We start from the raw sequence: 26,349 nt of genomic DNA on the forward strand, positions 1-26,349 counted from the left end.
CCCGGCGTGCTCCGGGCGTGAGTAGAAGTGCTTATCTTTGATCACCGAACGCCTGACTAAGCTTTCCGGCGTGGAGAGCATCGTCGACGTGGTCGTGCTGGTGGCGATCTCGGTTGTCGGCGCCGCTCTGGCCCGCCGGCTGGGCTTCGTGGCGCCCCTGGTCCTGTTGGTGGCGGGCCTGGGCCTGTCGTACGTGCCGGGTTTTCCGGAGGCTCATCTCGAGCCCGAGCTGGTGCTGATCGGCATTCTGCCGCCGTTGCTGTACGTGGCGGCCCTGCAGACCTCGGTGCCCGCGTTCCGCCGCCAGATCCGGCCGATCCTGCTGCTCGCGGTGGGCCTGGTGCTGGTCACCGCGTTCGCCGTGGGCACCGTCGTGCACCTGTTGCTGCCCAGCGTCCCGTACGCGGCCTGTGTCGCGCTCGGCGCGATCGTCGCCCCGCCGGACGCCGTGTCGGCCACCGCGATCGCGCGCCGGGTCGGCCTGCCCCGCCGGGTCGTCACCATCCTCGAGGGCGAGAGCCTGCTCAACGACGCGACCGCGCTGGTGCTGGTGCGCCTCGCGGTGGGCGCGCTGGCCGGCGGCGCGGTCGGCTTCTGGCCGATCGTCGGCCAGGTCGCGCTCAAGGCCGGCGTCGGCGTGCTGATCGGCCTGGCCGGCGCGGTGATCGCCGCCAAGCTGCACCGCAAGATCGTCGACCCGCTGCTGGACGACGCGGTGTCGCTGCTCACCCCGTTCGTGGTGGTGATGGTGGCCGAGGAGCTCGGCAGCTCCAGCGTGGTGGCGGTGGTGGTGGCCGGGCTCTACCTGGGCCACCGGATCCCGTACCTGCTGTCGGCGACCTCCCGGCTGCAGATGGACGCGGTCTGGCGGCTGATCACGTTCCTGCTCGAGGGCGTCGTCTTCCTCATCGTGGGCCTGCAGTTGCGGAGCATCGGCGAGGGCATCACCACCGGCGTCGGCACCACCGTCGCCGTCACGGCCGCGGTCATCGGGGTCGTGGTGGTGGTGCGCTTCCTCTGGATGTACCCGGCGACCTACCTGGTCCGCCTGATCCCGCGGATCCGCGAGCGCGAGGAGCGGCCGCCGATCGCCGTGCCCACGGTGATCGCCTGGGCCGGCATGCGGGGGGTGGTCACGCTGGCGGCCGCGCAGTCGCTGCCGGACGACATCGGCAACAAGGATCTGTTCCTGTTCGTGGCGTTCGCCGTGATTGTTTTCACGCTGCTGCTGCAGGGCACCACGCTGCCGTGGCTCGCGGTGCGGCTCAACGTCCGGCAGGACACCACGTCGGCGGACGCGCTGGCCGAGGCGAGCGTGCAGTATCAGGCCGGCCGGGCGGCGCTGGAGGCGCTCGACGAGAAGGCCGACGGCGCGCCGAGCGAGGTGGTCGAGCGGCTGCGCGCGCTGATCGGCAGCCGGTCCAACAACGCGTGGGAGCGGCTGGGCAATCAGCAGCGGGAGACCCCCTCGGCGGCGTACGGCCGGCTGCGGCGCGAGATGATCACAGCCGAGCGGCACGTCTTCAAGATCGCCCGGAACGAGGGGCGGATTCCCGAGGAGGTGCTGACCCGCGCCCAGCGCGAGCTCGACCTGGAAGAGTCCCAGCTGCAACGGAGTGACGATTGAGCTGCCAGCACCTGGCGGAGGCCGGCGAGACGGCCCCGCTGACGGCGTATGAGGACGGGTGCCCGCAGTGCGTGGCCGGCGGGTTCACCCACGGGTGGGTGCACCTGCGCGTGTGCCTGGAATGCGGGCTGGTGGCGTGCTGCGACTCGTCGCCGCGGCGCCACATGTCGGCCCACCATGAGGAGAGCGGGCACCCGGTGATGCGCTCCTACGAGCCCGGCGAGACCTGGCGCTGGTGCTTCACCGACGAGCAGCTCGGCTAGGCGCGGTCAGACCCGGAATTGCCCGACCAGCGCGCGGAGGTCGTCGGACATCCGGGCCAGCCGGTCCGCGGTCTGCCGGGAGTCGGCCGCGCCCTGTGCGGTGAGCTGGGCGGCCGAGGCGACGCCGGTGATGTTCGCGGCGATCTCGCCGGAGCCGGTGGCGGCCTCGACGATGTTGCGACTCATCTCGGCGGTGGTGGCCGACTGCTCCTCCACGGCCGAGGCGATCGTGGTGGAGTGCTCGCTGATCTCGCCGATGATGCCGGTGATGCCGTCGATGGCCGCGATCGCCGCGGTGGTGTCCTGCTGGATGGCGCCGACCTTGGCGCCGATGTCCTCGGTCGCCTGCGCGGTGGCCTGGGCGAGATCCTTCACCTCGCCGGCCACGACGGCGAAGCCCTTGCCCAGGTCGCCGGCGCGGGCCGCCTCGATGGTGGCGTTCAGCGCCAGCAGGTTGGTCTGCTCGGCGATCGAGGTGATCAGTTTGACCACCTCGCCGATCTCGGTGCTGGAGCGGCTGAGCCGGCCGATCGTCTCGCCGGCCGACCGGGCGCTGTCCACGCCGGTGGCGACCACCCCGGCGGCCCGGCTCGCCCCGTCGGCGATCTCCTGGATCGCGGCGTTCATCTGCTCGGTGCCGGCCGCCACCGTCTGCACGCTGCGCGACACCTCCTCGGCCGCGGTGGCGACCAGGTCGGACTTGCCCGAGGCGGACTCGGCGCCGTCGGAGATCTGCCCGGTGGCCGCGTTGAGCTGCTGGGCGGCCGCGGCCAGGGTCTGACTGTTGTCGATGATGCCGCCGAACGCGTCCCGCAGGACCTGCAGGGTGCCGTTGAGCGCCCGGCCCATCGCGGCCAGCTCGTCGCGCCCGGCCTCCGGGACCCGGACGGTGAGATCCTTCTGGGCGACCGTCCGGATGGCGGACACGGTGGCGCCCAGCGGCCGGGTGATGCTGCGCGTGATCAGGACGGCGACCACGACGGCCGCGCACGCGCCGATCAGTCCCGCGGCGAGCATCAGCGTGCGCGCGGTCCGGGCCGCCGCGTCGGCCTTTGCCTCGGCCGCCCGGGCCTGCTGGTTCGTGAGGTCCACGAAGTGGTCGATAGTGGTGATGATCTTGCCCATCCAGTCCAGCGACTCGCCGGATGCCAGGTCGTTGGCCCGCTGGGCGCCGGCCGGGGTCCCGTCCCGATAGCCGGCGACGATCCGCTGGTCCACCGCCATGAACTTCTCGAAGTCGCCGGTGACCGTGGTGACCGCGTCGCGCTGGGCCGCGGTCAGCGGAAGGTCCGACAGATGGGCGAGGTCGCCACGGAACGCCGCGGTGGAATCCAGGAACGCCTTGCGCTGGCCGACGGTGTCCTCGGTGGCGCCCTCGACGCCCCGGAGCCTGTCGAACGCGTACCCGGTCTGCCAGCCGGCGAAGTCGGCGGTGCGGAACTTGGCCATCATCGCGGAACGTTGCAGCTCGGTGGCCGCCGTGAGCTCCTGAATGGCGGCGCGCGCCCGCTGCTGGCCCCACAGGCCGATCGCGGTGGCGGCGAGGACGCACAGGCAGACCACGGCGAAGGCCGCTCCCAGCCGTACGCCGATCCTGAACTGGGCCAACCCGGGCATGTCTTCCCCCCGTTGTCAAGACTCCCGATGTCGACCCTACGGATCCGGGCGCGGGCGCGAGCTCCGTTTCCCAACCCGGCTGCGGCCTCGAGTTAAATGGGGACATGCGCACACTTTTTGTGGGAGCGGGGGCGACGGGCGGATACTTCGGCGGCCGGCTGGCCCAGGCCGGCAAGGACATCACCTTCCTGGTCCGGCCGGGACGCCAGGCGGTGCTCGACCGTCGCGGCCTGCGGATCAAGAGTCCCGACGGCGAGACTGTCGTGCGGCCGCGGACGATCACGGCCGCGACCGTGGACGGGCCGTACGACCTGGTCGTGCTGGCGGTGAAGAGCTACGCGCTGGAACAGGCGCTGATCGACATGGCGCCGGCGATCGGCCCCGGCACGGTGATCGTGCCGCTGCTCAACGGCATGCGGCACATCGACGAGCTGGTCGGCGCGTTCGGACCGGAGCGGGCCTGGGGCGGCGTCTGCATGATCCTGGCGACCCTGGACGCCGACGGGGACATCGTGCGGATGAGCGGCCTGCACCGCATCGGCTACGGCCCGCTCGACGGCGAGGACGAGCGCCTGCCCGAGGTGACCTACGCGCTCTCCGGCGAGGAGTTCGACTCGAACCCGTCGCACACCATCGTGCAGGACATGTGGGAGAAGTGGGTTTTCCTGGCCAGCATGGCGGCGGCCACCACAATGATGCGGGCGAGCGTCGGCGACATCAACGCGGCGCCTGGCGGCCTCGACTTCGGCGCCCGGATCGCGGCCGAGGCGCTGGCGATCGCCACCGCGGCCGGCCACCCGGCGCGGGCGGGCGCGGTCGCGATGTTGCAGCGCAACCTGGCCACCACCGAGCCGATGACCTCGTCGATGTACCGGGACATGATGCAGGGCCTGCCGGTCGAGGCCGACGCGATCCTCGGCGACTTCGTGGCCGAGGGCGCCAAGCACGACGTGCCGGCGCCGATGCTCTCCGCCGCCTACACCAACCTGAGCATCTACGCCGCCAAACGAGCCGGTTAGCCGGCCCTCGGCCTCGCGGGTGACGAGGCGGGCGTCCGGGGCGGACCGAAAACGATCGGCGGTACGTGCGGCACGGCGCCTCGATGCTCGTCTCCCGCCCGGTCAAACCCCGAAGGAGTGGGGTTCTGCGGGCATCCGGACAGTCATGCGGACGTTGTCAGCGCGATCGGTGAGAATGACCGCTGACGCGGCCGCGCAGGATTACACCTCACCGTTGAGGGGCATGTCCGCAGCGCCGACGGGCGGCCGCGCGTACCGACGGTCGAGGGGTGGGAGCAACGACATGCAAGTTTGGCCTGGTCACCGGTACCCGCTGGGCGCCACGTACGACGGAACGGGCACGAACTTCGCGATCTTCTCCGAGGGGGCCGAGGCGGTCGAGCTCTGCCTGTTCGACCCGTCCGGAAACGAACGCAAGGTCCAGCTGCACGAGCAGGACGCGTTCGTCTGGCACGCCTACCTGCCGGGCGTCGAACCGGGCCAGCGGTACGGCTACCGCGTCTACGGGCCGTACGAGCCGGGCCGCGGGCTGCGCTACAACCCGCACAAGCTGCTGCTCGACCCGTACGCGCGGGCGGTCGACTCGGACATCGAGTGGCACCCGTCGCTGTACGCCTACGACTTCGACAACCCCGATCAGATGTCGGATCTGGACTCGGCGCCGTACATGGCCAAGGGCGTGGTGGTGAACCCGTACTTCGATTGGGGGAACGACCGGCGCCCGGACATCCCGTACCACCACTCGGTGATCTACGAGACGCACGTCAAGGGGCTCACCGAGCGGCACCCCGAGGTACCCAAGGACATGCGCGGCAGCTACTCGGCGATCGGCCACCCGGCGATCATCGAGCACCTCAAGAGCCTGGGCGTGACCGCGGTCGAGCTGATGCCGGTACACCAGTTCGTGCACGACAACCGGCTGCACGACCTCGGCCTGCGCAACTACTGGGGCTACAACACGCTCGGCTTCTTCGCGCCGTACCAGGGCTACTCGTCGACCGGCACCCTGGGCCAGCAGACCCAGGAGTTCCGGGGGATGGTCAAGGCCCTGCACAAGGCCGGCATGGAGGTCATCCTCGACGTCGTCTACAACCACACCGCCGAGGGCAACCATCTCGGCCCGACGTTGTCATTGAAAGGCATCGACAATCGTACGTATTACCGCCTGGTCGACGATCAGCCGCAGTTCTACATGGACTACACCGGAACGGGTAACAGCCTCAACGTGCGCAGCCCGCAGAGCCTCCAGCTGATCATGGATTCGCTGCGGTACTGGGTCACCGAGATGCATGTCGACGGGTTCCGCTTCGACCTCGCCTCCACGCTGGCCCGCGAGTTCTACGACGTCGACCGGCTGTCCACGTTCTTCGAGGTGGTGCAGCAGGATCCGGTGGTCGGCCAGGTCAAGCTGATCGCCGAGCCGTGGGACGTCGGCCCGGGCGGCTATCAGGTCGGCAACTTCCCGCCGAACTGGACCGAGTGGAACGGCAAGTACCGCGACACCGTCCGCGACTTCTGGCGCGGCGAGCCGGCCACGCTGGCCGAGTTCGCCTCCCGGATCACCGGCTCGGCCGACCTCTACCAGGACGACGGCCGCAAGCCGTTCCACTCGATCAACTTCGTCACCGCGCACGACGGGTTCACGCTCCACGACCTGGTCACGTACAACGACAAGCACAACGAGGCGAACGGCGAGGAGAACCGGGACGGCGAGAGCCACAACCGGTCGTGGAACTGCGGCATCGAGGGCCCGACCAACGACCAGAAGGTCCTCGCCCTGCGGGCCAAGCAGCGGCGCAACTTCCTGGCCACGCTGATGCTCTCGCAGGGCGTGCCGATGATCTCGCACGGCGACGAGCTGGGCCGCACCCAGCAGGGCAACAACAACGCGTACTGCCAGGACAACGAGCTGTCCTGGATCGACTGGGAGCACGCCGACGAGCAGCTGCTCGAGTTCACCCGGCGGCTGACCGCGTTCCGCCACCGGCACCAGGTGTTCCAGCGCCGCCGCTTCTTCACCGGGCTGCCGGTGACCGCGCGCGGCGGCGGCGACCCGCTGCCCGACCTCGAGTGGTTCACCCCCGACGGCCGGCGCATGGTCGGCGACGACTGGGGTAACGACTTCGGGCGGGCGGTCGCGTTGTTCGTCAACGGCGAGGGCATCCGCGAGCGCGGCCAGTACGGCCAGCGGCACGTGGACTCGTCGTTCCTGCTCTTCTTCAACGCGCACGACGCGCCCTTGGAGTTCGCCACGCCTCCCGCCGAGTACGGGGAGAAGTGGGAGAAGGTCATCGAGACGGCCGAGCCGTCCCCGGATCGCCCGTCGGTCGTCGAGGCCGGCAGCACGGTCTGGGTGCCGGACCGATCGCTCATCGTGCTGGACAGGACGGTCTGAACTGATGTCCCCATCCTCGACCTATCGCGTTCAGGTCCGTCCCGACTTTCCGTTGTCGGCGGCGGGCGCGCTGGCCGACTATCTGGCGGATCTGGGGGTCAGCCACCTCTACACCGCGCCCATCCTGACCGCCGTGCCCGGTTCCGCCCATGGCTATGACGTCGTGGACCATCGCTTCGTCAGCCCGGCGCTCGGCGGCTCCTCGGCTTTAGCCGATCTGTCGGAAGCGCTCCGGGCCGCCGATCTCGGCTTGGTCGTCGACATCGTGCCCAATCACGCCGGAGTGGCGGTCCCGCACGCCAACCCGACGTGGTGGGACGTGCTCAAGAACGGCCAGAAGTCGGAGTTCGCCGGCTTCTACGACATCGACTGGTCGCGGGGGCGGATCCTGCTCCCGGTCCTCGGCGACGCGCCCGGCGAGCTGGACAAGCTGACCGTCGAGGACGGCGAGCTCCGCTACTACGACAAGCGCTATCCGATCGCCGAGGGCACCGGCGACGGCACCCCGCGGGAGATCCACGACCGCCAGCACTACGAGCTGGTCGCCTGGCCGCGCGGCGACGCCGAGCTGAACTACCGCCGCTTCTTCTCCATCACCGACCTGGCCGGCCTGCGGGTCGAGGACGAGGCCGTCTTCGACGCCACGCACGCCGAGATCCTCCGCTGGAACGCCGCGGGCATGATCGACGGCCTCCGGGTCGACCACCCCGACGGCCTGCGCGACCCGGGCGAATACTTCACCCGCCTGCACGCCGCCGCGCCCGGGGCCTGGCTCGTGGTCGAGAAGATCCTCGAGCCCGGCGAGCAGCTGCCGGCCTGGCCGGTCGCCGGCACCACCGGGTACGACGCGCTCGCCGAGGTCTGCGGCGTCTTCGTCGACCCGTCCACCGAGACGTTCTTCGACACGCTGCAGCATCACCTGACCGGCACGCAGGTCTCCTGGCAGGACCAGGTGCACGAGGCCAAACTGGCCGCCGCGACCACGATGTTCGCCGCCGAGCTGGCGCGCCTGGCCCGGCTCGTACCCGAGATCGAGCCAGCGCCGAAGGCCCTGGCCGAGCTGGCCGCCTGTTTCCCGGTCTACCGCTCCTACCTGCCGTTCGGCGGCCGGCACCTGGCGCAGGCCCGGGCCGAGGCCGGGCGGCGCCGGCCGCAGCTCATCCCGGTGCTCGACGCGCTCACCGCCCGCCTACGCGTGCCCACCGACGAGCTGGCGGTGCGCTTCCAGCAGTACACCGGCGCGGTGATGGCCAAGGGCGTCGAGGACACCGCGTTCTACCGCTGGACCCGGTTCACCGCCCGCAACGAGGTGGGCAACGACCCGGCCAGGTTCGGCGTGACCCTCGACGAGTTCCACGAGCTCACCGAGGAGCGGCAGCGCGCCTGGCCGGCGGCGATGACCGCGCTCTCCACGCACGACACCAAGCGCAGCGAGGATGTGCGGGCGCGACTGGCGGTGCTGGCCGAGGTGCCGGGCGACTGGACCGAGGTGGTGCGCCGCTGGGTCCGGATCGCTCCGCTCCCGGACCCGTCGCTGGCCCATCTGATCTGGCAGGCCGCGGTGGGTGCATGGCCGATCTCGCGGGAGAGGCTGCACGCGTACGCGGTGAAGGCGGCCCGGGAGGCAGCCACCGCGACCACCTGGACCCACCCCGATGAGCGCTTCGAGGTGCGGCTGCGCGAGATGGTCGACCGGATCTACGACGACCCGGCGCTGCACGAGGAGATCACCGGCTTCGTCGACTCGATCACGCCGCCCGGATGGTCCAACGCGCTCGGTCAGAAGGCCGTGCAGCTCACCATGCCCGGCGTGCCCGACGTCTACCAAGGCAGCGAGCTGTGGGACTACTCGCTGGTCGACCCGGACAACCGGCGGCCGGTCGACTTCGCGGCCCGCCGCGCCGTGCTGGCCCGGCTCGACGACGGCTGGCTGCCACCGGTCGACGAGGGCGGCGCGGCCAAGCTGCTGGTGACCAGCCGCGCGCTGCGCCTGCGCCGGCAGCGGCCGGAGCTGTTCACCGGGTATCGCCCGATCTTCGCCGAGGGGCGGGTCGGCGACCACTGCCTCGCCTTCGACCGCGGCGGCGCGGTGACCGTCGCGACCCGGCTGCCGGTCGGATTGGCACGCCACGGCGGCTGGGGCGACACCACGCTGGCCCTCGACGGCCACAGCTGGACGGAAGTGTTCACCGGGACGAGCTACGGCGGCAATCGCCTGTCGATGGCCGAGCTGCTGCGTACCTATCCCGTCGCCCTCCTGGTGAAAGAATGACACTCTTCGAAGTCTGGGCCCCCGAGAAAACCGTCCGGCTGCTGGTGGCGGGGGAGGAGCGCGCCATGGAGCGCGACGATTCCGGCTGGTGGCGGTTGTCGGTCGAAGCCCCTCCAGGCACCGATTATGCGTATGTTCTGCCCGATTCGTCGTCGCCGCTTCCGGACCCTCGCTCTCCTTGGCAGCCCGACGGGGTGCACGGTCCCAGCCGGGTCTACGACCACTCCTTGTTCGCATGGACCGATCAGGGGTGGACCGGGAAGCAGTTGCCCGGCTCGGTGATCTATGAGTTGCATATCGGGACATTTACTCCCGAGGGGACATTTGACGCGGCGATCTCCCGCCTCGATCATCTCGTCGACCTCGGGGTGGATCTTGTTGAGTTGCTGCCGGTCAATGCCTTCAACGGTGCTCACAACTGGGGCTACGACGGGGTCTGCTGGTACGCGCCGCACGAGCCGTACGGCGGGCCGGACGGGCTGAAGCGGTTCGTCGACGCCGCCCACGCCCGCGGCCTCGGGGTTGTTCTCGACGTCGTCTACAACCACTTCGGGCCGAGCGGCGCCTACGCTCCGATGTTCGCGCCGTACCTGAGCAAGCACGGCGCCAACCCGTGGGGCGACTCGATCAACCTGGACGGGCCGCTCTCCGACGAGGTGCGCCACTACATCGCCGACAACGTGCTGATGTGGCTGCGCGACTACCACGTCGACGGCCTGCGGCTCGACGCCGTGCACGCGCTCGTCGACCACTCCGCGGTCAATCTGCTCGAGCAGCTCGCCGTCGAGGTCGAGTCGCTGTCGGCGCACCTGGGCCGGCCGCTGTCGCTGATCGCCGAGTCCGACCTCAACGACCCCAGGCTGATCACCCCACGCGAGGCCGGCGGGTTCGGCCTGCAGGCCCAGTGGGACGACGACGTGCACCACGCGCTGCACGCGCTGCTGACCGGGGAACGGCAGGGCTACTACGGCGACTTCGGCTCGCTGGACTGCCTGCGGACCGTGCTCGAGGGCGCGTTCTTCCACGCCGGCACCTGGTCCAGCTTCCGGCAGCGCACCCACGGCCGGCCGGTTTCCGGCAAAACGCCGGGCCATCGCTTTGTGGCGTTCCTGCAGAACCACGACCAGATCGGCAACCGCGCGACCGGCGACCGGCTCTCCGCGCTGCTCTCGCCGGGGCTGCTCAAGGTCGGGGCGGCGCTGCTGCTCACCGCGCCGTTCACGCCGATGCTGTTCATGGGCGAGGAATGGGCGGCCAGTAGCCCGTGGCAGTTCTTCACCAGCCACCCCGAACCAGAGCTGGCCGAGGCGGTGCGCACCGGCCGGCGCCGGGAGTTCGCCTCGCACGGCTGGGCCGCCTCCGACGTGCCCGACCCGCAGGAACCCGCGACCTTCCAGCGCTCCAAACTCGACTGGGATGAGCTCGGCAAGCCCGAGCACGCGGAGATCCTTTCGCTGTACCGGGAGTTGATCGCGCTGCGCCGGCAGTACGCGGACCTGTCGGATCCGTGGCTCTCCAAGGTCGAGGTCTGGCACGGCGACCAGCACGTGGTGATCCGCCGGGGCGGCTGCGTGGTGGCGGCCAACCTGGCGCCGGTCGCGCAGACCGTGAGCCTGCGGTCAGTGCCGAGCAAGGTGCTGCTCGCGACGTCGCCCGGGGTGGTGCTGCAACGCGATCGGGTGGAACTGCCGGCCGAGAGCGCGGTGGTGGTCGCGGCCCGCTTCTAGGGGCGTTGCGGACACGGCCTTCTGGGGCTTGCGGGACACGGCCTGCTGAGGGTTTTGCGGGATACGGCACGATGGATCGATGACCGAGGGGAACCCGGGCCGTTTCGCGTGGCCGGTGCGGCGCCGGACGCCGCCCGGTCCGGAGGGGACGGCCGAGGACATCGCGGTGCAGGACATCGCCGAGCGCGAGGCCGCCGACCGGCAGCTGCCGCCGCCCGCGCCGGAGCCGCTGGTGGAGCCGCGGCCCCGGGTCAACCTCGCCGCGTTCCGGCTGGCCGCGCTCGGCCTGGCCCTGGTGCTCGCGCTCGCGCTGGCCATCATGAAGGTGTTCGGGGGCGGGCCGCCGTCGGTCGCCGAGCTGCGGGCCGAGGCCGGGGTCGACGACTGGCCGGTGCTGACCGTGGGGATCAAGGACGACCAGCCCGGCGTCGGCCTCTACGACAAGGGCACGCAGACCTGGAGCGGGTTCGACGTCGACATCGCGTACATGATCGCCGAGGATCTCGGCTTCCGCCGCTCGGAGGTCAGGTTCTACGGCATCCAGAGCGAGGACCGCGCCCGCATGCAGGCGTCGGACGCCGGGGGCAACCGGGTCCCGGTCAAGATGGTGATCGCCAGCTACAGCATCACCCAGGAACGCGAGCAGATGGCCGGCGTGACGTTCTCGGCGCCGTACCTGTACACCGAGCAGTCGGTGCTGACCCTGCGCGGGCACCCCCGCGTCACCACGCTGGGCGATCTGCGGGGCAAGCAGGTGTGCTCGCTCTCCACCTCGACCAGCCTCACCGCCCCCGAGAACGCCGGCGCCATCCTGCGCAGCAAGAACCTGATCAGCGAGTGCATCGCCGACCTGCGCGCCCACCAGGTCGAGGCGGTCACCACCGACGCCGCGATCCTGGCCGGATACAAGACCCGCCACCCCGGCGACTTCGACCACTGGGATCTCGGCCTCGACCAGACCGAGGCCTGGGGCGTGAACGTCGGCGAGAACCCGGCGCTCAAGAAGCTGGTCGACCTCACGCTCTACCGCTCGCTCAAGGACCCCAAGGACGACCGCTGGGAACGGGCGTACCAGCACGACCTCCAGGTCGAGGTGAAGCAGAACGGCACCACGCCGATCGCGATCGCGACCCAGCCCGACGTGCCCCGGCCGGACATCCGCGACCTGCCCTGGGAAGGCACGTTCGGATGACCGACATCTTCGTCAAGGGCGGCCCGATCCCGCCGCGGCGCCGGCGCGCCCAGCTCAACTGGCTGCTCACCGTCCTGCCCGCGTTCCCGCTGGTGCTGCTGGTCCTGCGGTTGTGGTACCTGAGCCGCCAGGATCTGCCCACGATGCTGCTGCTGGTGCAGTACATCAGCCCGCTCGGCATGATCAGCGCCCTGTTCATCACGCTGATCTGGAGCGTGCCGGCGGTGATCCTGGTGCTGCGCGCGCTCGGCGGCATCCTGGTGATCAGCCGGCCCGACGACGCCGGCCGGTCGCTGCTCGCGGTGACCGCGCTGCGCATGCCCGACTGGGTGGTGCTGCTCGCGACCATGCTGGCCGCGTTCACCTGGCAGCTACGGCTGCTGCCGACGCTCGCCATGCTGGTCGTGTCGATCCTCGGGGTGACCGCCACGCTGCGGTTCCGGGCCGAGCGCTGGCTCCTGGCCTGGATCACCGTGGGCGTGCCGGTGTTCGTCGGCGCGCTCGTGCTGATCTTCGTGTGGCCCGGGATCGTGGCCGCGCTGCGCGCCGGCGAGGTGACGACGGCGCTGCTGCTCGGCGTGCCGCCGCTGCTGGGCCCGCTGCTGACCGGCCCGGTGCCGGCGTGGTCGGCCCAGCTGGTCACGCACTGGCCGGCGGTCGGCGCGGCCCTCGTGGCGCCGCTGGCGGTCGGCGTGATCTTCCTCCGCGCCCCGGTGCTGCCGAACAGCGCGGTCGAGGTCGGCCCGGCCGCGGGGGCGCAGGAGGTCGTGCGCGGCCAGCTCATCTCGGTCGACGACACCGCGACCACCGTGCTGCGGAGCGACGGCGAGGTCGTGTTCATCCCGAACGAGCAGGTCCGCTCCAAGACCCTGTGCCCCGAGCCGGTCCGGCCGCCCGACAGCGTGGTCAGCGTGCGCGGCTGGCCGGTGGAGGAGTCGGCGCTGTCCTGGATCGCTCCCACCCACCGCGACAGCGAGGTCGACCCACGGTGTCTCGGCCGTACCCTGAACCCCAGTTGAACCGCCATTCTCTCCGTCGCGCCGGCCCGTCCGACCGGCCCGCCACCGGCCGTGACCGGACCGAAGGCTGCCTTTCTGGCGACTCGCCGCCGCCCGCGTGCAGACAGGCTCGCGGTGATCTGGGAAGCTGCACGCCATGACCTTGCACCTCCGGTGGGCGGCAGTCACCGATCAAGGACATGTCCGCAGCAACAACGAGGACTGTTACTACGCCGGTGACCACCTGCTCGTCGTTGCCGACGGGATGGGCGGGATGGCCGCCGGCGATCTCGCCAGCCGCCTCGCGATCGAGTCGATGAGCGTCCTCGACGTGCCCATCGACAACGACCATCAGATGGACGCGCTGCACCGGGCGCTCGAGATGGCCAACGGTCGGATCGCCGAGCAGGTCGCCGCCGACCCCGAGCTGCAAGGCATGGGCACCACGCTCACCGCGGTCATCTTCTCGGGCACCCGGGCCGCCATGGCCCACGTCGGGGACTCCCGGGCATACCTGCTGCGCGAGGGCCGGCTCAACCAGCTGACCAAGGACGACACGTACGTGCAGATGCTCGTCGACCAGGGGCTGATCAAGCCGGAGGAGGCGGCCGGGCACCCGCGGCGGTCGGTGGTCACCCGCGTGCTGCAGGGTGAGCCGGTCAGCCCCGCGTACGTCATCGTCGAGCCCGAGCCCGGCGACCGCTGGCTGCTCTGCAGCGACGGCCTCACCGCCGTGGTCAGCAACGAGACCCTCGAGCAGGAGATCATCGCCGCCGCCGACCCGAAGTCCTGCGCGGAGCGCCTCATCGACCTCGCGCTCCGCGGCGGCGGCCCCGACAACGTGACCGTGATTGTCGCCGATCTGACAAGCGCCGACTGAGCGCGGGTGGTTCACGAGCTTCGCTGCCTCGCGTGACGACTTCGTTCCGCCATCACCCGCCGCTTGCGGTAGGTTACTCCGGTCGCGGAGCAGGGGGTCCCGCGGCTCTTTGCAGGTGGTGAGTGGATGACAGCGCGACTGTTCGTCACGCTGACGCTCGTCCTGGGTTCCACGGCGCTCGGCGAGCTGGTCGGCGCGGGGGTTTGGCGGCTGTACGACAATGCCGCCCAGGCGGCCGCGGGGGCGGCCGCCGCTTGGGTGTGCTTCTCGGCGGCGGGCAAGCGCACGGGCGTGCCGCGGCGATGGCGGCTGGTGGCCGGCGTCGGGCTGATCGGCTGGTCGGCGGTGCGCCTCTGGTGGTTCGTGCAGGAGGTGGCCGATCCCGGCCGGCCGATCGGCTCGGTGGCCGACATCGGCTTCCTGGTGCTGCCCGCGTGCATGCTGGTCGGCCTGCTCAACGTGCCGTACGCGCGCCCCCGCCCGGTGCCCACCTCGGCGCGCCGCGACCAGATCGCCCTGCTCATCGACAGCGTGCTGATCACCGGTTCGCTGCTGGCCCTGGCCTGGTCGGTGCTGCCGCGCGACATCGTGGCCTGGGACGGGCTCGACGGCGTGGTGGTCGGCATGGCCGCCGCGTACCCGATAGCCGATCTTCTCCTGCTGACCATGGCGGTGCTGTTGCTGATCACCCGGCCCGGCTCGCCGGCCGGCCGGCAGCCGCTGCACCTGGCCGGGCTCGCGCTCGCCTTCTTCACGGTCAGCGACACGTTGCGCCTGCTGCGCCTCGGCGACGGCCCGCTCAGCCCGATCGAGTCCGCGGGCTATCTGCTCGGCTGCGGCTTCGTCGCGCTCGCCGCCGTCAGCGACCCCACCCACCGCACCGCGGACCCGGCCACCGACGTCGCCGAACGGGACTGGCTGCACCTGCTGCTGCCGTACATCCCGGTCACCGCCACCGGCGTCGTCATCGCCCTCAACACCGGCGCCGGCCACCCGCTCTCGCCGTTCGAGGCGTACCTCGGCTGGCTCGGCCTCGGCCTGGTGGTCGCCCGGCAGATGTTCACCATCGTCGACAACACCGTGCTGCTCGACCGCGTCTCCGAGGGCCAGCAACGCCTCCGGCACCAGGCCTACCACGACCCCCTCACCGGCCTGGCCAACCGCGCCCTGTTCCGCGAGCGCCTGGTGCTCGCGCTGGACGCCCACCGGCACCGCGGCAAGCCCCTGGCGGTGCTGTTCGCCGACCTCGACGACTTCAAGCTGGTCAACGACAGCTTCGGCCACGCCATGGGCGACCGCGTGCTGCGCGCCATCGCCGAACGCCTGCAGGCCTGCGTCTCGCCCGACGACCTGGTGGCCCGCCTCGGCGGCGACGAGTTCGCCGTGGTCCTCGACCACCGCCCCGCCGACGCCGAGCCCCTGGGGCATCGCATGCTCGCCGCGCTGCGCGAGCCGTTCCTCATCGACGGCCACCGCATCGGCGTCGGCGCCAGCATCGGCCTGGTCGTCCCCGAGTCCGGCGATCCCCTGTCCGCCGACGCCCTGCTGCGCCGGGCCGACGCCGCTATGTATTCGAGCAAGCGCCGCGGCAAGGGCGCGCTGGCCCGCTACGCCGGCCCGGCCGACGGCAGCCCCAACGCCGACCTGCCGCACCTGCTGGCCCAGGCGCTGCTGCCCGGCGGACGCCCTGCCGCCTCCGGATTCGAGGTCTACTACCAGCCCATCGTCCGCCTGGCCGACGGGGAAACGGTCGCCGTGGAGGCCCTGGCCCGCTGGACCCTGCCGGCCGCCGGCGGCCCCGTGCACCCCGACGTCTTCGTGACCGTCGCCGAACGCACCGGCCAGGTCGCCGCGATCGACGATTTCGTGCTCGACCAGGCATGCGCCGACGCCTCCCGGCTGGCGCTGGTCTACGGCCGCCCGATCGACGTACACGTCAACGTCTCCGCCGCCCGCCTGGGCCAGCCCGGCCTCGAGGAGGCCGTGCGCGCCGCGCTGGCCCGCCACAACCTCCCGCCGTCCCGCCTGATCATCGAGATCACCGAGACCCACCGCATCGGCGACCTCCCCGCCGCCGCGGCCGCCGCCACCCGCCTGCGCGCCCTGGGCCCGCGCATCGCCCTGGACGACTTCGGCAGCGGCTTCAACGCCCTGGCCCAGCTCCACTCCCTCCCGGTGGACATCGTCAAGCTCGACTCCACCCTGACCGACGTGGACGAAGCCCCCGAACGAGCCGGCGCCGTCTGCCGCTCGGTTCTGGCCATCTGCGACGAGCTGCACATCACGGTCGTAGCCGAGGGCATCGAGACCGTCGCCCGCGCCAGCGGCCTGGCCGAGCTGGGCTGCCCCCTCGGCCAGGGTTACCTGTTCGGCCAGCCCGGCCCGCTGCACCGCCTGAAGCCACCCGCCATCCCCGCCCAGCCCGGCTCCGCCTCACTCCAGCAGCTCACCTAGCGTCCCCATCCCGGTCTCGACGGTGCCCCTTGCCTCAGCGGGAGCGCGGGTTGGCGCGGCGGGTCGGCTCGGCTGTGGTGGGGTCTTCGGGCCAGGGGTGGCGGGGATACCGGCCGCGGAGCTCGGCGCGGACCTGGGGATAGCCCTGCCGCCAGAACGACGCCAGGTCACGCGTGACGGCCACCGGCCGCCCGGCCGGGGAGAGCAGGTGGAGCAGCACCGGCACCCGCCCGTCGGCGAGGCGAGGGGCGTCCGTCCAGCCGAACGCCTCCTGCACCTTCACCGCCAGCACCGGCGCGGCGGCGTCCGAATAGTCCACCCGGACCCGCGACCCGCTCGGCACGGGCAGCCGCTCCGGCGCCACGTCGTCGAGCCGCCCGGCCACCGACCAGGGCAACAGCCGCCGCAGCCCGGCGGCCACGTCGAGCTTGGCGAGATCGGCCCGGCGTCGCGCCGAGCGAAGGTCGAGCCAGTCGCCGGCTCGGTCGAGCAGGGCCGGGTCACCGACATCGGGCCAGGGCTCACCGAGCGCCGCGTGCGCGAACGCCAGCCGCTCCCGCAACTCGACCGCCCCCCGGCTCCAGGTCAGCAGCTCGAGCCCTTCGCTACGCAGACCGTCCAGCAGCGCCGCCCGCACCAGCGTCGGATCGGGCTCGGCCAGCCGCCGCTCCACCAGCGTGATCGCCCCGAGCCGCTGAACGGCGCGCGCCACCACGTCCCCGTCCACCCACCCGATCTCGGTGGCGTCGGACAGCAGCGTCCCAGCCGCCTCCCGCGCGGTCGCCTCGTCCAGCGGCGCCGCCGCCCGGACACGCGCCGTCCGCGCCCCGGCCGCCCGATCGGCGGACGCCACCGCGAGCCAGCCCATCCCCGCGAGCGAGCTGCCCGGCCCGAGCTCGGCGGCGGTACCGCCCGCCATGAGATAGGCCCGCCCACCGGCCTCCCGCACCCGAGCCACCCGCTCCGGATACGCCATCCCCACGATCAGCCCCGCCGCCAGATCATCCGGCAGGCGCCCACCGTCCCCGCGCCCCCGATGCCGGCTCCCCGAGTCAGGGCCGGCCCCGCTCCCGCCCGCCAGCAGCGCGCTCCGGGACGACGCGCCCGCCAGCCGAGCGGTCGTGGAGGGAGCGCCCCTGGACGGCGTGGCCGTCAACCGGGCGCTCCTGGATGGTGAGTCCGTGGGCGGCAGGCTCGCGGACTGGGCGCTCGCGGACTGGGCGCTCGGGGGCGGCTTCTCGATCTCGCGTTGCTCTTCGGGTTCGTGCTGTCGCTCGGTGTCGCGCTCCTGGGTCTCGCCCGGCGTTCCTCGCGCAGGCGCCGGCGCGTCCGGGCCGCGGCGGTCGGGCGGGGCGTCCACCGTAGGCTCGTCCTCCGCGACCGCTGGCTCGTCCTCCGCGACCGCTGGCTCGTCCTCCGCGACCGCTGGCTCGTCCTCCGCGACCGCTGGCTCGTCCTGCTCGGCCGTCGGCTCGTCCTCGTCGAAGGCTGCGGACGCGGCGGCCACGTCGGGGACCTCGACGTCGTCGGTGGGGGAACGGCTCAGGGACGCGGTCAAGCGGCGGACCTCGTTGCGCCACGACGGTTCGTTGGACGCGCGGGCCCGGCGCCATGCGGCGACCAGGTCGTCGGAGGTCGCCCGGTCGTCGTCGAGCAGGGCCACGATCTCGGCCGCGCGGCGGTCGCCCACCAGCGGCGCACCATCGAGCAAAGCGCGGGCCAGGCGTGGATGCAGGCCGGCCTCGGCCAGGGCGCGGCCGCGCGCCGTGATGCGGCCCGCGTCATCGACGGCGCCGAGGTCGCGCAGCGTCGCCACCGCCGTTTGCATCGCGCCCGCCGGCGGCCGGTCGGGGAGCGCCAGGCCGCTGCCGTCGGGGTGGCCCCAGAGCGCCAGGTCGAGGGCGAAGCCGGTCAGGTCGGCCGCCGCGATCTCGGGCTCGGGCTGGGCCGGCAGGCGCAGGTGGTGCGCCTCCGGCCAGCAGCGGTAGACCCGGCCCGGCGCCTCGCGGCCCGCGCGGCCGGCCCGCTGGGTGGCGGCGGCCCGGGACACCGGCACGGTGACCAGCGCGCCGAGCCCGCGTGCGTGATCCATGCGGGGAACCCGGGCGAGGCCGGCGTCGACCACCGCCCGGACCCCGGGAACCGTCAGACTGCTCTCGGCCACCGCGGTGGAGAGCACGACCCGCCGCCGGCTGCCGGGTCGCAGCGCGGCGTCCTGAATGGAGGATGGCTGCCGGCCGTGCAGCGCGAGCACGTCGACGCCCGCTCCGCCGAGGCGGCCGGCGACCGTGTCGATCTCGCGGGCGCCAGGCAGGAAGACGAGCACGTCGCCCTCGCCCTCGGCCAGGGCCCGCCGGACGACCGTCGCCACGTGGTCGAGCAGGCGGGGATCGACCCGCAGGCCGAGCGGCGGGCTGATCGGGCCGGTTGGCGGCGCCCAGTGGGTCGCCACCGGGAACAGGCGGGCGGACGCGCTGATCACCGGCACGTCGCCCAGGACCGTGGTGTCGGCGGTCGCGGAGGCCGCCACCAAGCCGAGATCGGGCCGCAGCGCCGCCCGCACCTCGAGCAGGAACGCCAGCGCCAGGTCGGTGTCGAGATGGCGCTCGTGACACTCGTCGATCATCACCACCGCCGTGCCGGCCAGCTCGGGATCGCGCTGCAGCCGCCGCACGAGGACGCCGGTGGTGACGACCTCGACCACCGTGCGGCGGGAGACGCGGCGCTCGCCGCGCACCGAGAAGCCGACTCGATCGCCCACCCGCTCGCCCAGCAACGACGCCATGCGGCGAGCCGCGGCCCGGGCGGCGAGGCGGCGTGGCTCGGCGACCACCACCCGCCCGGCGGGCCCGGCGAGCGCGAGCGGAACCAGCGTGGTCTTGCCCGTGCCGGGCGGCGCCACCAGGACCGACGCGCCCGCCGTGGCCAGTGACTCGCGCAGGGCGGGCAACACCGGCCGGATGGGCAGATCGGGGAGTGCGGCGTCGGAGATGAGCACGGGACCATCCTCGCGCAGGGGTCCGACAAAAAGCGGCCGGCGATCGGTGGCTCTGCCGACAGCAGAAGTCCATCGCGACGGCGGCAAACTGTCGGTCCGCCATGGCATGGTGGCGGGCAGCCGGGAACGGCACGCAAATTCCCGGGCAAAGGTCTGCACTCGTACGATGCGGCCTGCTTGACTGGTCGGCACAGGAGGAGGTTTTCCGGATGGACGCGGTCGAGGTCTTCAACTCGTTGCCCGCGGATCGCCTCGAGGAGGATCTCCTCGCCTGCTGCGCCGCGCCCGCGTGGGGCGCCGCGATCATCGGCAAACGGCCCTATCGGGAGCGATCGGAGATCCTCTCCGCGGCCGATGCCGCGGCTCGCGAGCTGAGCTGGGCGGACATACGCGTCGCGATGAGCGCCCACCCGCGGATCGGCGAGCGGGCATCCGGCGATTCCCGGGAGGCGGCCTGGTCACGGCGAGAGCAGTCCACCGCCGCGCACAGCGCCGACGAGCTGACCGCGGCCGCGATCGTGGAGGCCAATGAGGCGTACGAGAAAAGGTTTGGTCATGTGTTCTTGATCTTTGCCAGCGGCCGGACGTGGGCGGAGATCCTGGCCGCGGCGCGCGAGCGGCTGGGTAACGACGAGGAGAGCGAGCGGGTCATCGTGGCGGACGAGTTGCGCAAGATCGCGTTGCTCCGGCTGGAGCGGGTGCTCGATGCCCTCGGATGACGGCACCGAGGCCGAGTTCCACGCCCGGATCTCGACGCACATCCTCGACACGGTCAGCGGCGAGCCGGCACGCGATGTCTACGTGCGGCTCGAGCGGCGCGACTCGGAGGGCTGGCGCACGATCGGCGAGGGCCGCACCGACGACGACGGACGCCTGCGCTACCGGGTGCCGACGCACGAGTGGCAGGCCGGCGGTTACCGACTGTTCTTCTACGTCGAGCCCTACCTGGGCGAGGGATGCTTCTTTCCCGAGGTCACCGTCGGGTTCCACGTGCGCGACCCCGAGCGGAAATATCACGTGCCGTTGCTGCTGAGCAACTTCGGCTACACCACCTATCGAGGGAGCTGACGCCGTGGCGATCGTTCTCGGGCCCCATCGTTACGGCAAGGCCGAGACGCGCCTGGTGCGCGTCACCCGCGACGGCGAGACGCACACGCTGACCGATCTCAACGTCAGCATCGCGCTCTCCGGCGACCTGGCCGCGACCCACCTGACCGGCGACAACTCGGGCGTTCTCCCGACCGACACCATGAAAAACACGGTGTACGCGTTCGCGAAGAAGCACGGCGTCGGCGAGCCGGAGGAGTTCGCACTGCTGCTGGCCCGGCACTTCCTGAAGACGCAGGGGCAGGTGCGGGCCGCGCGGGTGGCGATCGAGGCGTACGGCTGGGATCGTCTCGGCCCGCATTCGTTCCGCCGCCAGGGTGGCTGGACAAGGGTCGCCGAGGTGGTCGCGATGGCCGAGCGCGCGCAGGTCGTCTCGGGCGTCACCGGCCTGACCCTGCTCAATTCGACGGCGTCGGAGTTCCACGGCTTCGTCCGCGACCGATACACGACGCTGCCCGAGACCACCGACCGCATCCTGGCCACGGCGGTCGACGCCCGCTGGCGGCACCTGGGCACGGAAGCCGACTGGGCGGCCTCCTTCGACGGCGCCCTGCACGCGCTGACCAACGCGTTCGTGAACACCTACAGCCTCTCGCTGCAGCAGACGCTGTTCGCGATGGGCAGCTATGCGCTGCACGAGCGCCCCGAGATCGCCGAGATCCGCCTGGCCCTGCCCAACAAGCATCACTACCTGGTCGACCTCTCGGTGTTCGACCTGACCAACGACAACGAGGTGTTCATCGCGGGCGACCGCCCCTACGGCCTGATCGAGGGGACCGTCACCCGCGACGACGCGCCCCCGGCGCTGACGGAGTGGTATCTGTGATCGTCATCGAGAACGCCGCGATCGCCACGGTCGACGCGAGCGACACCTACCATCCCGATGGTCACGTCGTGGTCGGCGACGACGGCCGGATCGTCGCGGTCGGCGCCGGAAAGGGGCCGGAGACCACCGACGGCGGCAAGCGGGTCGACGGCACCGGCTGCCTGGTCACCCCGGGCCTGATCAACACCCACCACCACCTCTACCAATGGGCGACCCGCGGACTGGCCCTCGACGACACCCTCTTCGGCTGGCTCACCACGCTTTACCCCATCTGGGGCCGTCTCGACGCCGAGATGGTCGGCGCGGCGGCCGGCGCCGGCCTCGGCTGGCTCGCCCTCTCCGGCTGCACGCTGAGCATGGACCATCACTACGTCTTCCCCCGCGACGGCGGCGACGTGCTCGAGGCCGAGATCGAGGCGGCCCGCCGCATCGGCCTGCGGTTCCACCCCAGTCGTGGCTCGATGGACCTCGGCGAGAAGGACGGCGGCCTCCCGCCCGACAACATCGTCGAGACCACCGACGAGGCGCTCGCCGCCACCGAGCGGGCCATCGATCGCTGGCACGACCCCGCGCCCGACGCGATGCTGCAGATCGCGGTCGCGCCCTGCTCGCCGTTCTCGGTCACCACCCGGCTGATGACGGAGGCGGCCGAGCTGGCCCGCCGCAAGGGCGTCCGCCTGCACACCCACCTCGCCGAGACCGACGATGAGGAAGACTTCTGCCGCAAGCACTTCGGCTGCACCCCGGTGGAGTACGCGGAGCGGGTCGGCTGGCTCGGCGACGACGTCTGGCTGGCCCACGGTGTCCACCTCGACGACGACGCGATCGCCAAGCTCGGCGCGACCGGCACCGGCGTGGCGCATTGCCCCAGCTCCAACGCCCGGCTCGGGGCCGGCATGGCTCGGGTCCGCGAGCTGCTGGATCAGGCCGTCCCCGTGGGTCTCGGGGTCGACGGCGCCGCCTCGCAGGAGGTCTCCCACCTGGGCGCCGAGCTTCGCCAGGCGCTCTACACGGCGCGGCAGAGAGGCGGCCCGGCCGCGATGAACGCCCGCGAGGCGCTGCGCCTGGGCACCATGGGCGGCGCGCGCTGCCTGGGCCGGCCGGACCACCTCGGCTCGATCGAGCCCGGCAAGCTGGCCGACCTGGTGGTGTGGCGCTTGGACGGCATCGCCCACGAGGGCATCGACGACAAGCTGGCCGCGCTGGTCTTCGGCCCGCCCGCGCCGGTGGAGCTCTCGCTCGTCGGGGGCGCCCCGATCGTCGAGCGAGGCGAGCTCGTCCGCGCCGACGCCGAGACGCTGCAGCGCGACGCCGAGGTCGCACACCGTCGCATCCTGGCGTGAGCGGAGCGGGGGCCGGCATTGCGTCCGAGGCGCGCCTGGCGATCGGTTCCACTACGGTACGAGGGAGTAGGCGCACCGAGGGGAGCCGTCGCGATGACCGAGATCCTTTCCGACGAGGCTGTGACGTTTGTTGCCGAGCTGAACCGGCGGTTCCGGGGGCGGCGCAACGAGCTGCTCTCCGCACGTAAAGCGCGGCGGGAGCAGATCGCGGCCGGCGGCACGCTTGGCTTCCTCGACGAGACGGCGGACATCCGGGCGGCGGAGTGGTCGGCGCCCGAGGCGCCGGCCGACCTGCGGGACCGGCGGGTCGAGATCACCGGGCCGACCGAGCGGAAGATGACGATCAACGCGCTGAACTCGGGGGCGAAGGTGTGGCTGGCCGACCTGGAGGACGCCAACACGCCGCACTGGGCGAACGTCGTCGACGGCCAGCAGAATCTCTACGACGCGATCCGGCGGACCATCTCGCTGGAGACCGAGCAGAAGAAGTACGAGCTAGGCGGCGGACCCTGTCCGACGATCGTGATGCGCCCGCGCGGCTGGCACCTCGACGAGCGGCATCTGCCGGTGGACGGCGAGCCGGCCGTGGGCGCGCTCGTCGACTTCGGCCTTTACTTCTTCCACAACGCGGCCGAGCTGCTCGAGCGGGGGAGCGGCCCCTACTTCTATCTGCCCAAGATGGAGTCGCACAAGGAAGCCGCCCTGTGGAACGACGTCTTCGACTTCGCGCAGGACTCGCTCGGGATCCCGCGCGGGACGATCCGGGCGACGGTGCTGATCGAGACGATCCCGGCGGCGTTCGAGATGGAGGAGATCCTCTACGCGCTGCGGCCGCACATCTCGGGGCTGAACGCGGGCCGCTGGGACTACCTGTTCAGCATCATCAAGTATTTCCGCGACAACCCGAACATGATCCTGCCCGACCGGGCCGCGGTCACGATGACCGCGCCGTTCATGCGCGCCTACACCGAGCTGCTCGTCTCGACCTGTCACCGGCGGGGGGCGTTCGCGATGGGCGGGATGGCGGCGTTCATCCCGAGCCGCCGCGACCCGCAGGTCAACGAGGTCGCCCTCGCCAAGGTCCGCGAGGACAAGGAGCGCGAGGCCGGCGACGGCTTCGACGGCTCCTGGGTGGCGCACCCCGACCTGGTGCCGGTCTGCCAGGAGATCTTCGACCGCGTGCTCGGCGACCGGCCCAACCAGCTCGGCAAGCAGCGCCCGGAGGTCTCCGTCACCGCGGCCGACCTGCTGAACGTCAAGGCCACCGGCGGCGCGGTCACCGAGGCCGGGCTGCGCAACAACGTGTCGGTCGCCCTGCAGTATCTGGAGGCGTGGCTGCGCGGCAACGGCGCCGTGGCGATCAACAACCTGATGGAGGACGCGGCGACCGCCGAGATCTCCCGGTCGCAGGTGTGGCAGTGGATCCACAACGGCGTCCGGCTGCCGGACGGCACCGAGATCACCGCCGACCTGGTCGGCCGCATCGAGGACGAGGAGCTGGTGGCCATCCGCAAGGCCGTCGGCGACGAGGTGTGGGCGAGCTCGCGGTTCGACGACGCGCGCAAGCTCTTCGAGCGGGTGGCCCTCGCCGACGACTTCGCCGACTTCCTCACCACGGCCGCCTACGACTCGATCGACTGACCGTATGCGGTTGACCGAGGACGATTACGCCGAGCTCGATGTCCGCCTGGCCGATCACGATGCGTTCCTGAAGTCTCGTTACCCGGGGGAGCGGCCAGGCCGCCAGCCCGTGCACACGGTGTACATCCCGGCCGACAAGCTGGACGGTTTCCGCGAGTGGGGAGAGCTCGCCACCGCGGCGATGACGGATTTCCCGTGGCCGGCCGAGGACGTGCGCGCCAAACTCGCCCGCGAGCCCATCGAGGATCTTCGCGTCGACTTCGAGGACGGCTATGGCATCCGCCCCGATGACCAGGAGGACGAGGCGGTCCGGCGGGCCGCCGGGATCCTCGCCGATGGGCCGATGCCGCCGTTCGTCGGCGTACGGATCAAGTCTCTGGAGGCCGGCACCCGCCGCCGCGCCCTGCGCACCCTCGACCTGTTCCTGTCGTCCTATCAGGACGCATTCGTCATCACGTTACCCAAGGTGAGCGGGACCGATCAGGTGAGTGCGATGGTCACGCTCTGCGAGAGACTGGAGCGATCGTACGGGCTGGCCGCCGGCGCTCTCCGCTTCGAGATCCAGATCGAGCTGCCCGCCGCGGTCCTGGGCGCCGACGGGACGGCCACGGTCGCCCGGCTGATCACCGCCGCCGACGGCCGATGCGCCGGCCTGCACTACGGCACGTACGACTACAGCGCCGCCGCCGGGATCGCCGCCGCCTACCAGTCGATGGAGCACCCGGCGGCCGATCACGCCAAGGCCGTCATGCAGGCCGCCGCTGCCCAGACTGGCGTCCGGCTCTCCGACGGCTCCACCAATATCCTCCCGGTCGGCACCCCCGCCGAGATCAGGTCCGCCTGGGAACTGCACTACCGCCTGGTCCGCCGCTCCCTCGAACGCGGCTTCTACCAGGGCTGGGATCTGCACCCGGCACACCTGCCGACCCGGTACGCCGCCACCTACGCGTTCTTCCGCGACGGCCGCGACGCCGCGGTCGAACGCCTGCACCGCTACCTGGCCCGCCAGGACTCCGGCATCGCCGACGAGCCGGCCACCGCCCGGGCCCTGGCCGGCTTCCTCCTGCGCGGCCTCGACTGCGGCGCCCTCACCGACGCCGGCCTCCCCCGATCCGATCTCCTCGTGCTGACGCGATAGCTCCGCCGAGCGGAGCCCGCTGGGCATCTTTCGCGGTGGTGGTTCCGCTCCGCCACGCGTTGCCCGGCCGCGGCTTCACTCCGTTTGTCAGCGCTGCCTGACCCGTAAATAGCGTCGACGAAGTGAGACAATGGCAGAACTTTGCAGGTCAGCGGGTTGTAGAGGCCCTGCCCGCTTGTTCGCGAAGTCCAAAGGGGTCGGCGAAGCCGTGCTCGTACTTTGCCTAACCACCATCATCGGGTGACAGACGCGCTACCCCATTGACACAGCCCCACGGCAGCCCCGAAGGGGCGCGGACGACTTTGCTCTGCTCACCGCGGGGAAGCGCACGCTTCGTAAATGGCGTCTCACCGTAGGTGATGACCGCTTACCGCAGGATGCTCCTATGGATGTCAAGCGGCGGGTTCAAGGGCGTTGGCGGTGATGAGTTGGTAGAGCTCGCGGGCGACGTATCGTTTGAGGCAGCGGATGATCTCTTTTTTGGACATGCCTTCTTTGGTGCGTCGTTGCATGTATTCGCGGGTGCGGGGGTCCCAGCGCAGGCGGGATAGCACGACGCGGTAGAGCGCGGCGTTGGCTTGCCGGTCGCCGCCGCGGTTGAGGCGGTGGCGGGTGGTTTTGCCGGAGCTGGCGGGGATCGGGGCGACGCCGCAGAGCATGGCGAACGCGGCTTCGCGGGTGAGCCGGTCGTGGTTCTCGCCGGCGGTGACCAGGAGCTGCCCGGCGGTGTCGGCGCCGACGCCGTTGGCCTCGAGCAGGTCGGGGTTGATCGCGGCGATCAACGGCTGGAGTAGGTCGTCGAGTTCGGTGATCTCGGTGGACAGGTGCTGGTGGCGGCGGGCCAGCGACCGC

The 26,349-nt window shown here is 71.6% G+C and carries 19 protein-coding genes; 16 read left to right on the top strand and 3 right to left on the bottom strand.

Translation table 11 applies throughout. The features are described from left to right. Nucleotides 1-70 precede the first annotated feature (70 nt). Nucleotides 71-1,627, top strand: coding sequence for a Na+/H+ antiporter (locus ACFQS1_RS29130; protein WP_378974480.1), 1,557 nt, complete (start codon nt 71-73; stop codon nt 1,625-1,627). Next, entirely contained in the window at nt 1,624-1,890 is a 267-nt protein-coding gene (locus ACFQS1_RS29135; RefSeq protein ID WP_378974482.1) for a UBP-type zinc finger domain-containing protein, read from the top strand. The genes ACFQS1_RS29130 and ACFQS1_RS29135 overlap by 4 nt, the downstream gene beginning before the upstream one ends. A 6-nt stretch (nt 1,891-1,896) precedes the next feature. Here the strand turns inward: ACFQS1_RS29135 and ACFQS1_RS29140 are convergent, their stop codons facing one another. Then, nucleotides 1,897-3,507: a methyl-accepting chemotaxis protein gene (locus ACFQS1_RS29140; protein WP_378974484.1), complete on the bottom strand. Its 1,611-nt coding sequence runs from the start codon at nt 3,505-3,507 to the stop codon at nt 1,897-1,899. 104 nt (nt 3,508-3,611) lie between these two features. Here ACFQS1_RS29140 and ACFQS1_RS29145 point away from each other — a divergent pair, with 104 nt between their 5' ends. The 8 genes from ACFQS1_RS29145 to ACFQS1_RS29180 all read left to right on the top strand — a co-directional run bounded on the left by ACFQS1_RS29145 (nt 3,612) and on the right by ACFQS1_RS29180 (nt 16,444). Continuing rightward, entirely contained in the window at nt 3,612-4,526 is a 915-nt protein-coding gene (locus ACFQS1_RS29145) for a ketopantoate reductase family protein (RefSeq protein WP_378974486.1), read from the top strand. A gap of 283 nt (nt 4,527-4,809) precedes the next feature. Further along, on the top strand, nt 4,810-6,921 hold the full coding sequence (gene glgX / locus ACFQS1_RS29150) for a glycogen debranching protein GlgX (protein WP_378974488.1): 2,112 nt from the start codon (nt 4,810-4,812) through the stop codon (nt 6,919-6,921). Between the two features lie 4 nt (nt 6,922-6,925). Continuing rightward, entirely contained in the window at nt 6,926-9,193 is a 2,268-nt protein-coding gene (gene treY / locus ACFQS1_RS29155; RefSeq protein ID WP_378974490.1) for a malto-oligosyltrehalose synthase, read from the top strand. Beyond that, entirely contained in the window at nt 9,190-10,920 is a 1,731-nt protein-coding gene (gene treZ / locus ACFQS1_RS29160) for a malto-oligosyltrehalose trehalohydrolase (protein ID WP_378974492.1), read from the top strand. The genes treY and treZ overlap by 4 nt, the downstream gene beginning before the upstream one ends. A gap of 79 nt (nt 10,921-10,999) precedes the next feature. Beyond that, on the top strand, nt 11,000-12,112 hold the full coding sequence (locus tag ACFQS1_RS29165) for a transporter substrate-binding domain-containing protein (RefSeq protein WP_378974494.1): 1,113 nt from the start codon (nt 11,000-11,002) through the stop codon (nt 12,110-12,112). Continuing rightward, a complete protein-coding gene (locus tag ACFQS1_RS29170) occupies nt 12,109-13,131 on the top strand; it encodes a hypothetical protein (protein ID WP_378974496.1) in 1,023 nt (340 codons plus the stop codon). Before ACFQS1_RS29165 ends, ACFQS1_RS29170 begins: the two co-directional genes overlap by 4 nt. Nucleotides 13,132-13,267: 136 nt before the next feature. Continuing rightward, nucleotides 13,268-13,990, top strand: a complete 723-nt coding sequence (locus ACFQS1_RS29175) for a PP2C family protein-serine/threonine phosphatase (RefSeq protein ID WP_378974499.1) — start codon at nt 13,268-13,270, stop codon at nt 13,988-13,990. A gap of 126 nt (nt 13,991-14,116) precedes the next feature. Continuing rightward, nucleotides 14,117-16,444, top strand: a complete 2,328-nt coding sequence (locus tag ACFQS1_RS29180; RefSeq protein ID WP_378974501.1) for a putative bifunctional diguanylate cyclase/phosphodiesterase — start codon at nt 14,117-14,119, stop codon at nt 16,442-16,444. 34 nt (nt 16,445-16,478) lie between these two features. Here ACFQS1_RS29180 and ACFQS1_RS29185 read toward each other — a convergent pair whose 3' ends face one another. Then, nucleotides 16,479-19,442, bottom strand: coding sequence for an ATP-dependent RNA helicase (locus ACFQS1_RS29185; protein WP_378974503.1), 2,964 nt, complete (start codon nt 19,440-19,442; stop codon nt 16,479-16,481). 209 nt (nt 19,443-19,651) lie between these two features. On the opposite strand from ACFQS1_RS29185, the gene uraD reads away from it, so the two are divergent. The 6 genes from uraD to ACFQS1_RS29215 all read left to right on the top strand — a co-directional run bounded on the left by uraD (nt 19,652) and on the right by ACFQS1_RS29215 (nt 25,497). Then, on the top strand, nt 19,652-20,161 hold the full coding sequence (gene uraD / locus ACFQS1_RS29190) for a 2-oxo-4-hydroxy-4-carboxy-5-ureidoimidazoline decarboxylase (protein WP_378974506.1): 510 nt from the start codon (nt 19,652-19,654) through the stop codon (nt 20,159-20,161). Continuing rightward, nucleotides 20,148-20,510 (top strand): hydroxyisourate hydrolase, encoded by a 363-nt coding sequence (uraH, locus tag ACFQS1_RS29195; RefSeq protein ID WP_378974508.1) that lies wholly within the window; start codon nt 20,148-20,150, stop codon nt 20,508-20,510. Before uraD ends, uraH begins: the two co-directional genes overlap by 14 nt. A gap of 4 nt (nt 20,511-20,514) precedes the next feature. Next, nucleotides 20,515-21,375, top strand: a complete 861-nt coding sequence (gene pucL / locus ACFQS1_RS29200; protein ID WP_378974511.1) for a factor-independent urate hydroxylase — start codon at nt 20,515-20,517, stop codon at nt 21,373-21,375. Next, entirely contained in the window at nt 21,372-22,718 is a 1,347-nt protein-coding gene (locus ACFQS1_RS29205; RefSeq protein WP_378974514.1) for an 8-oxoguanine deaminase, read from the top strand. The genes pucL and ACFQS1_RS29205 overlap by 4 nt, the downstream gene beginning before the upstream one ends. A 93-nt stretch (nt 22,719-22,811) precedes the next feature. Beyond that, entirely contained in the window at nt 22,812-24,359 is a 1,548-nt protein-coding gene (gene aceB / locus ACFQS1_RS29210) for a malate synthase A (protein WP_378974516.1), read from the top strand. A gap of 4 nt (nt 24,360-24,363) precedes the next feature. Continuing rightward, nucleotides 24,364-25,497, top strand: a complete 1,134-nt coding sequence (locus tag ACFQS1_RS29215) for a DUF6986 family protein (RefSeq protein ID WP_378974519.1) — start codon at nt 24,364-24,366, stop codon at nt 25,495-25,497. Nucleotides 25,498-25,889: 392 nt separating this feature from the next. Here the strand turns inward: ACFQS1_RS29215 and ACFQS1_RS29220 are convergent. After that, the coding region (locus ACFQS1_RS29220) for a transposase (protein WP_378974521.1) at nt 25,890-26,349 on the bottom strand (460 nt) is incomplete at its 5' end.

This window comes from Paractinoplanes rhizophilus, assembly GCF_042664765.1.
Classification (GTDB): Bacteria; Actinomycetota; Actinomycetes; order Mycobacteriales; family Micromonosporaceae; genus Actinoplanes; species Actinoplanes rhizophilus.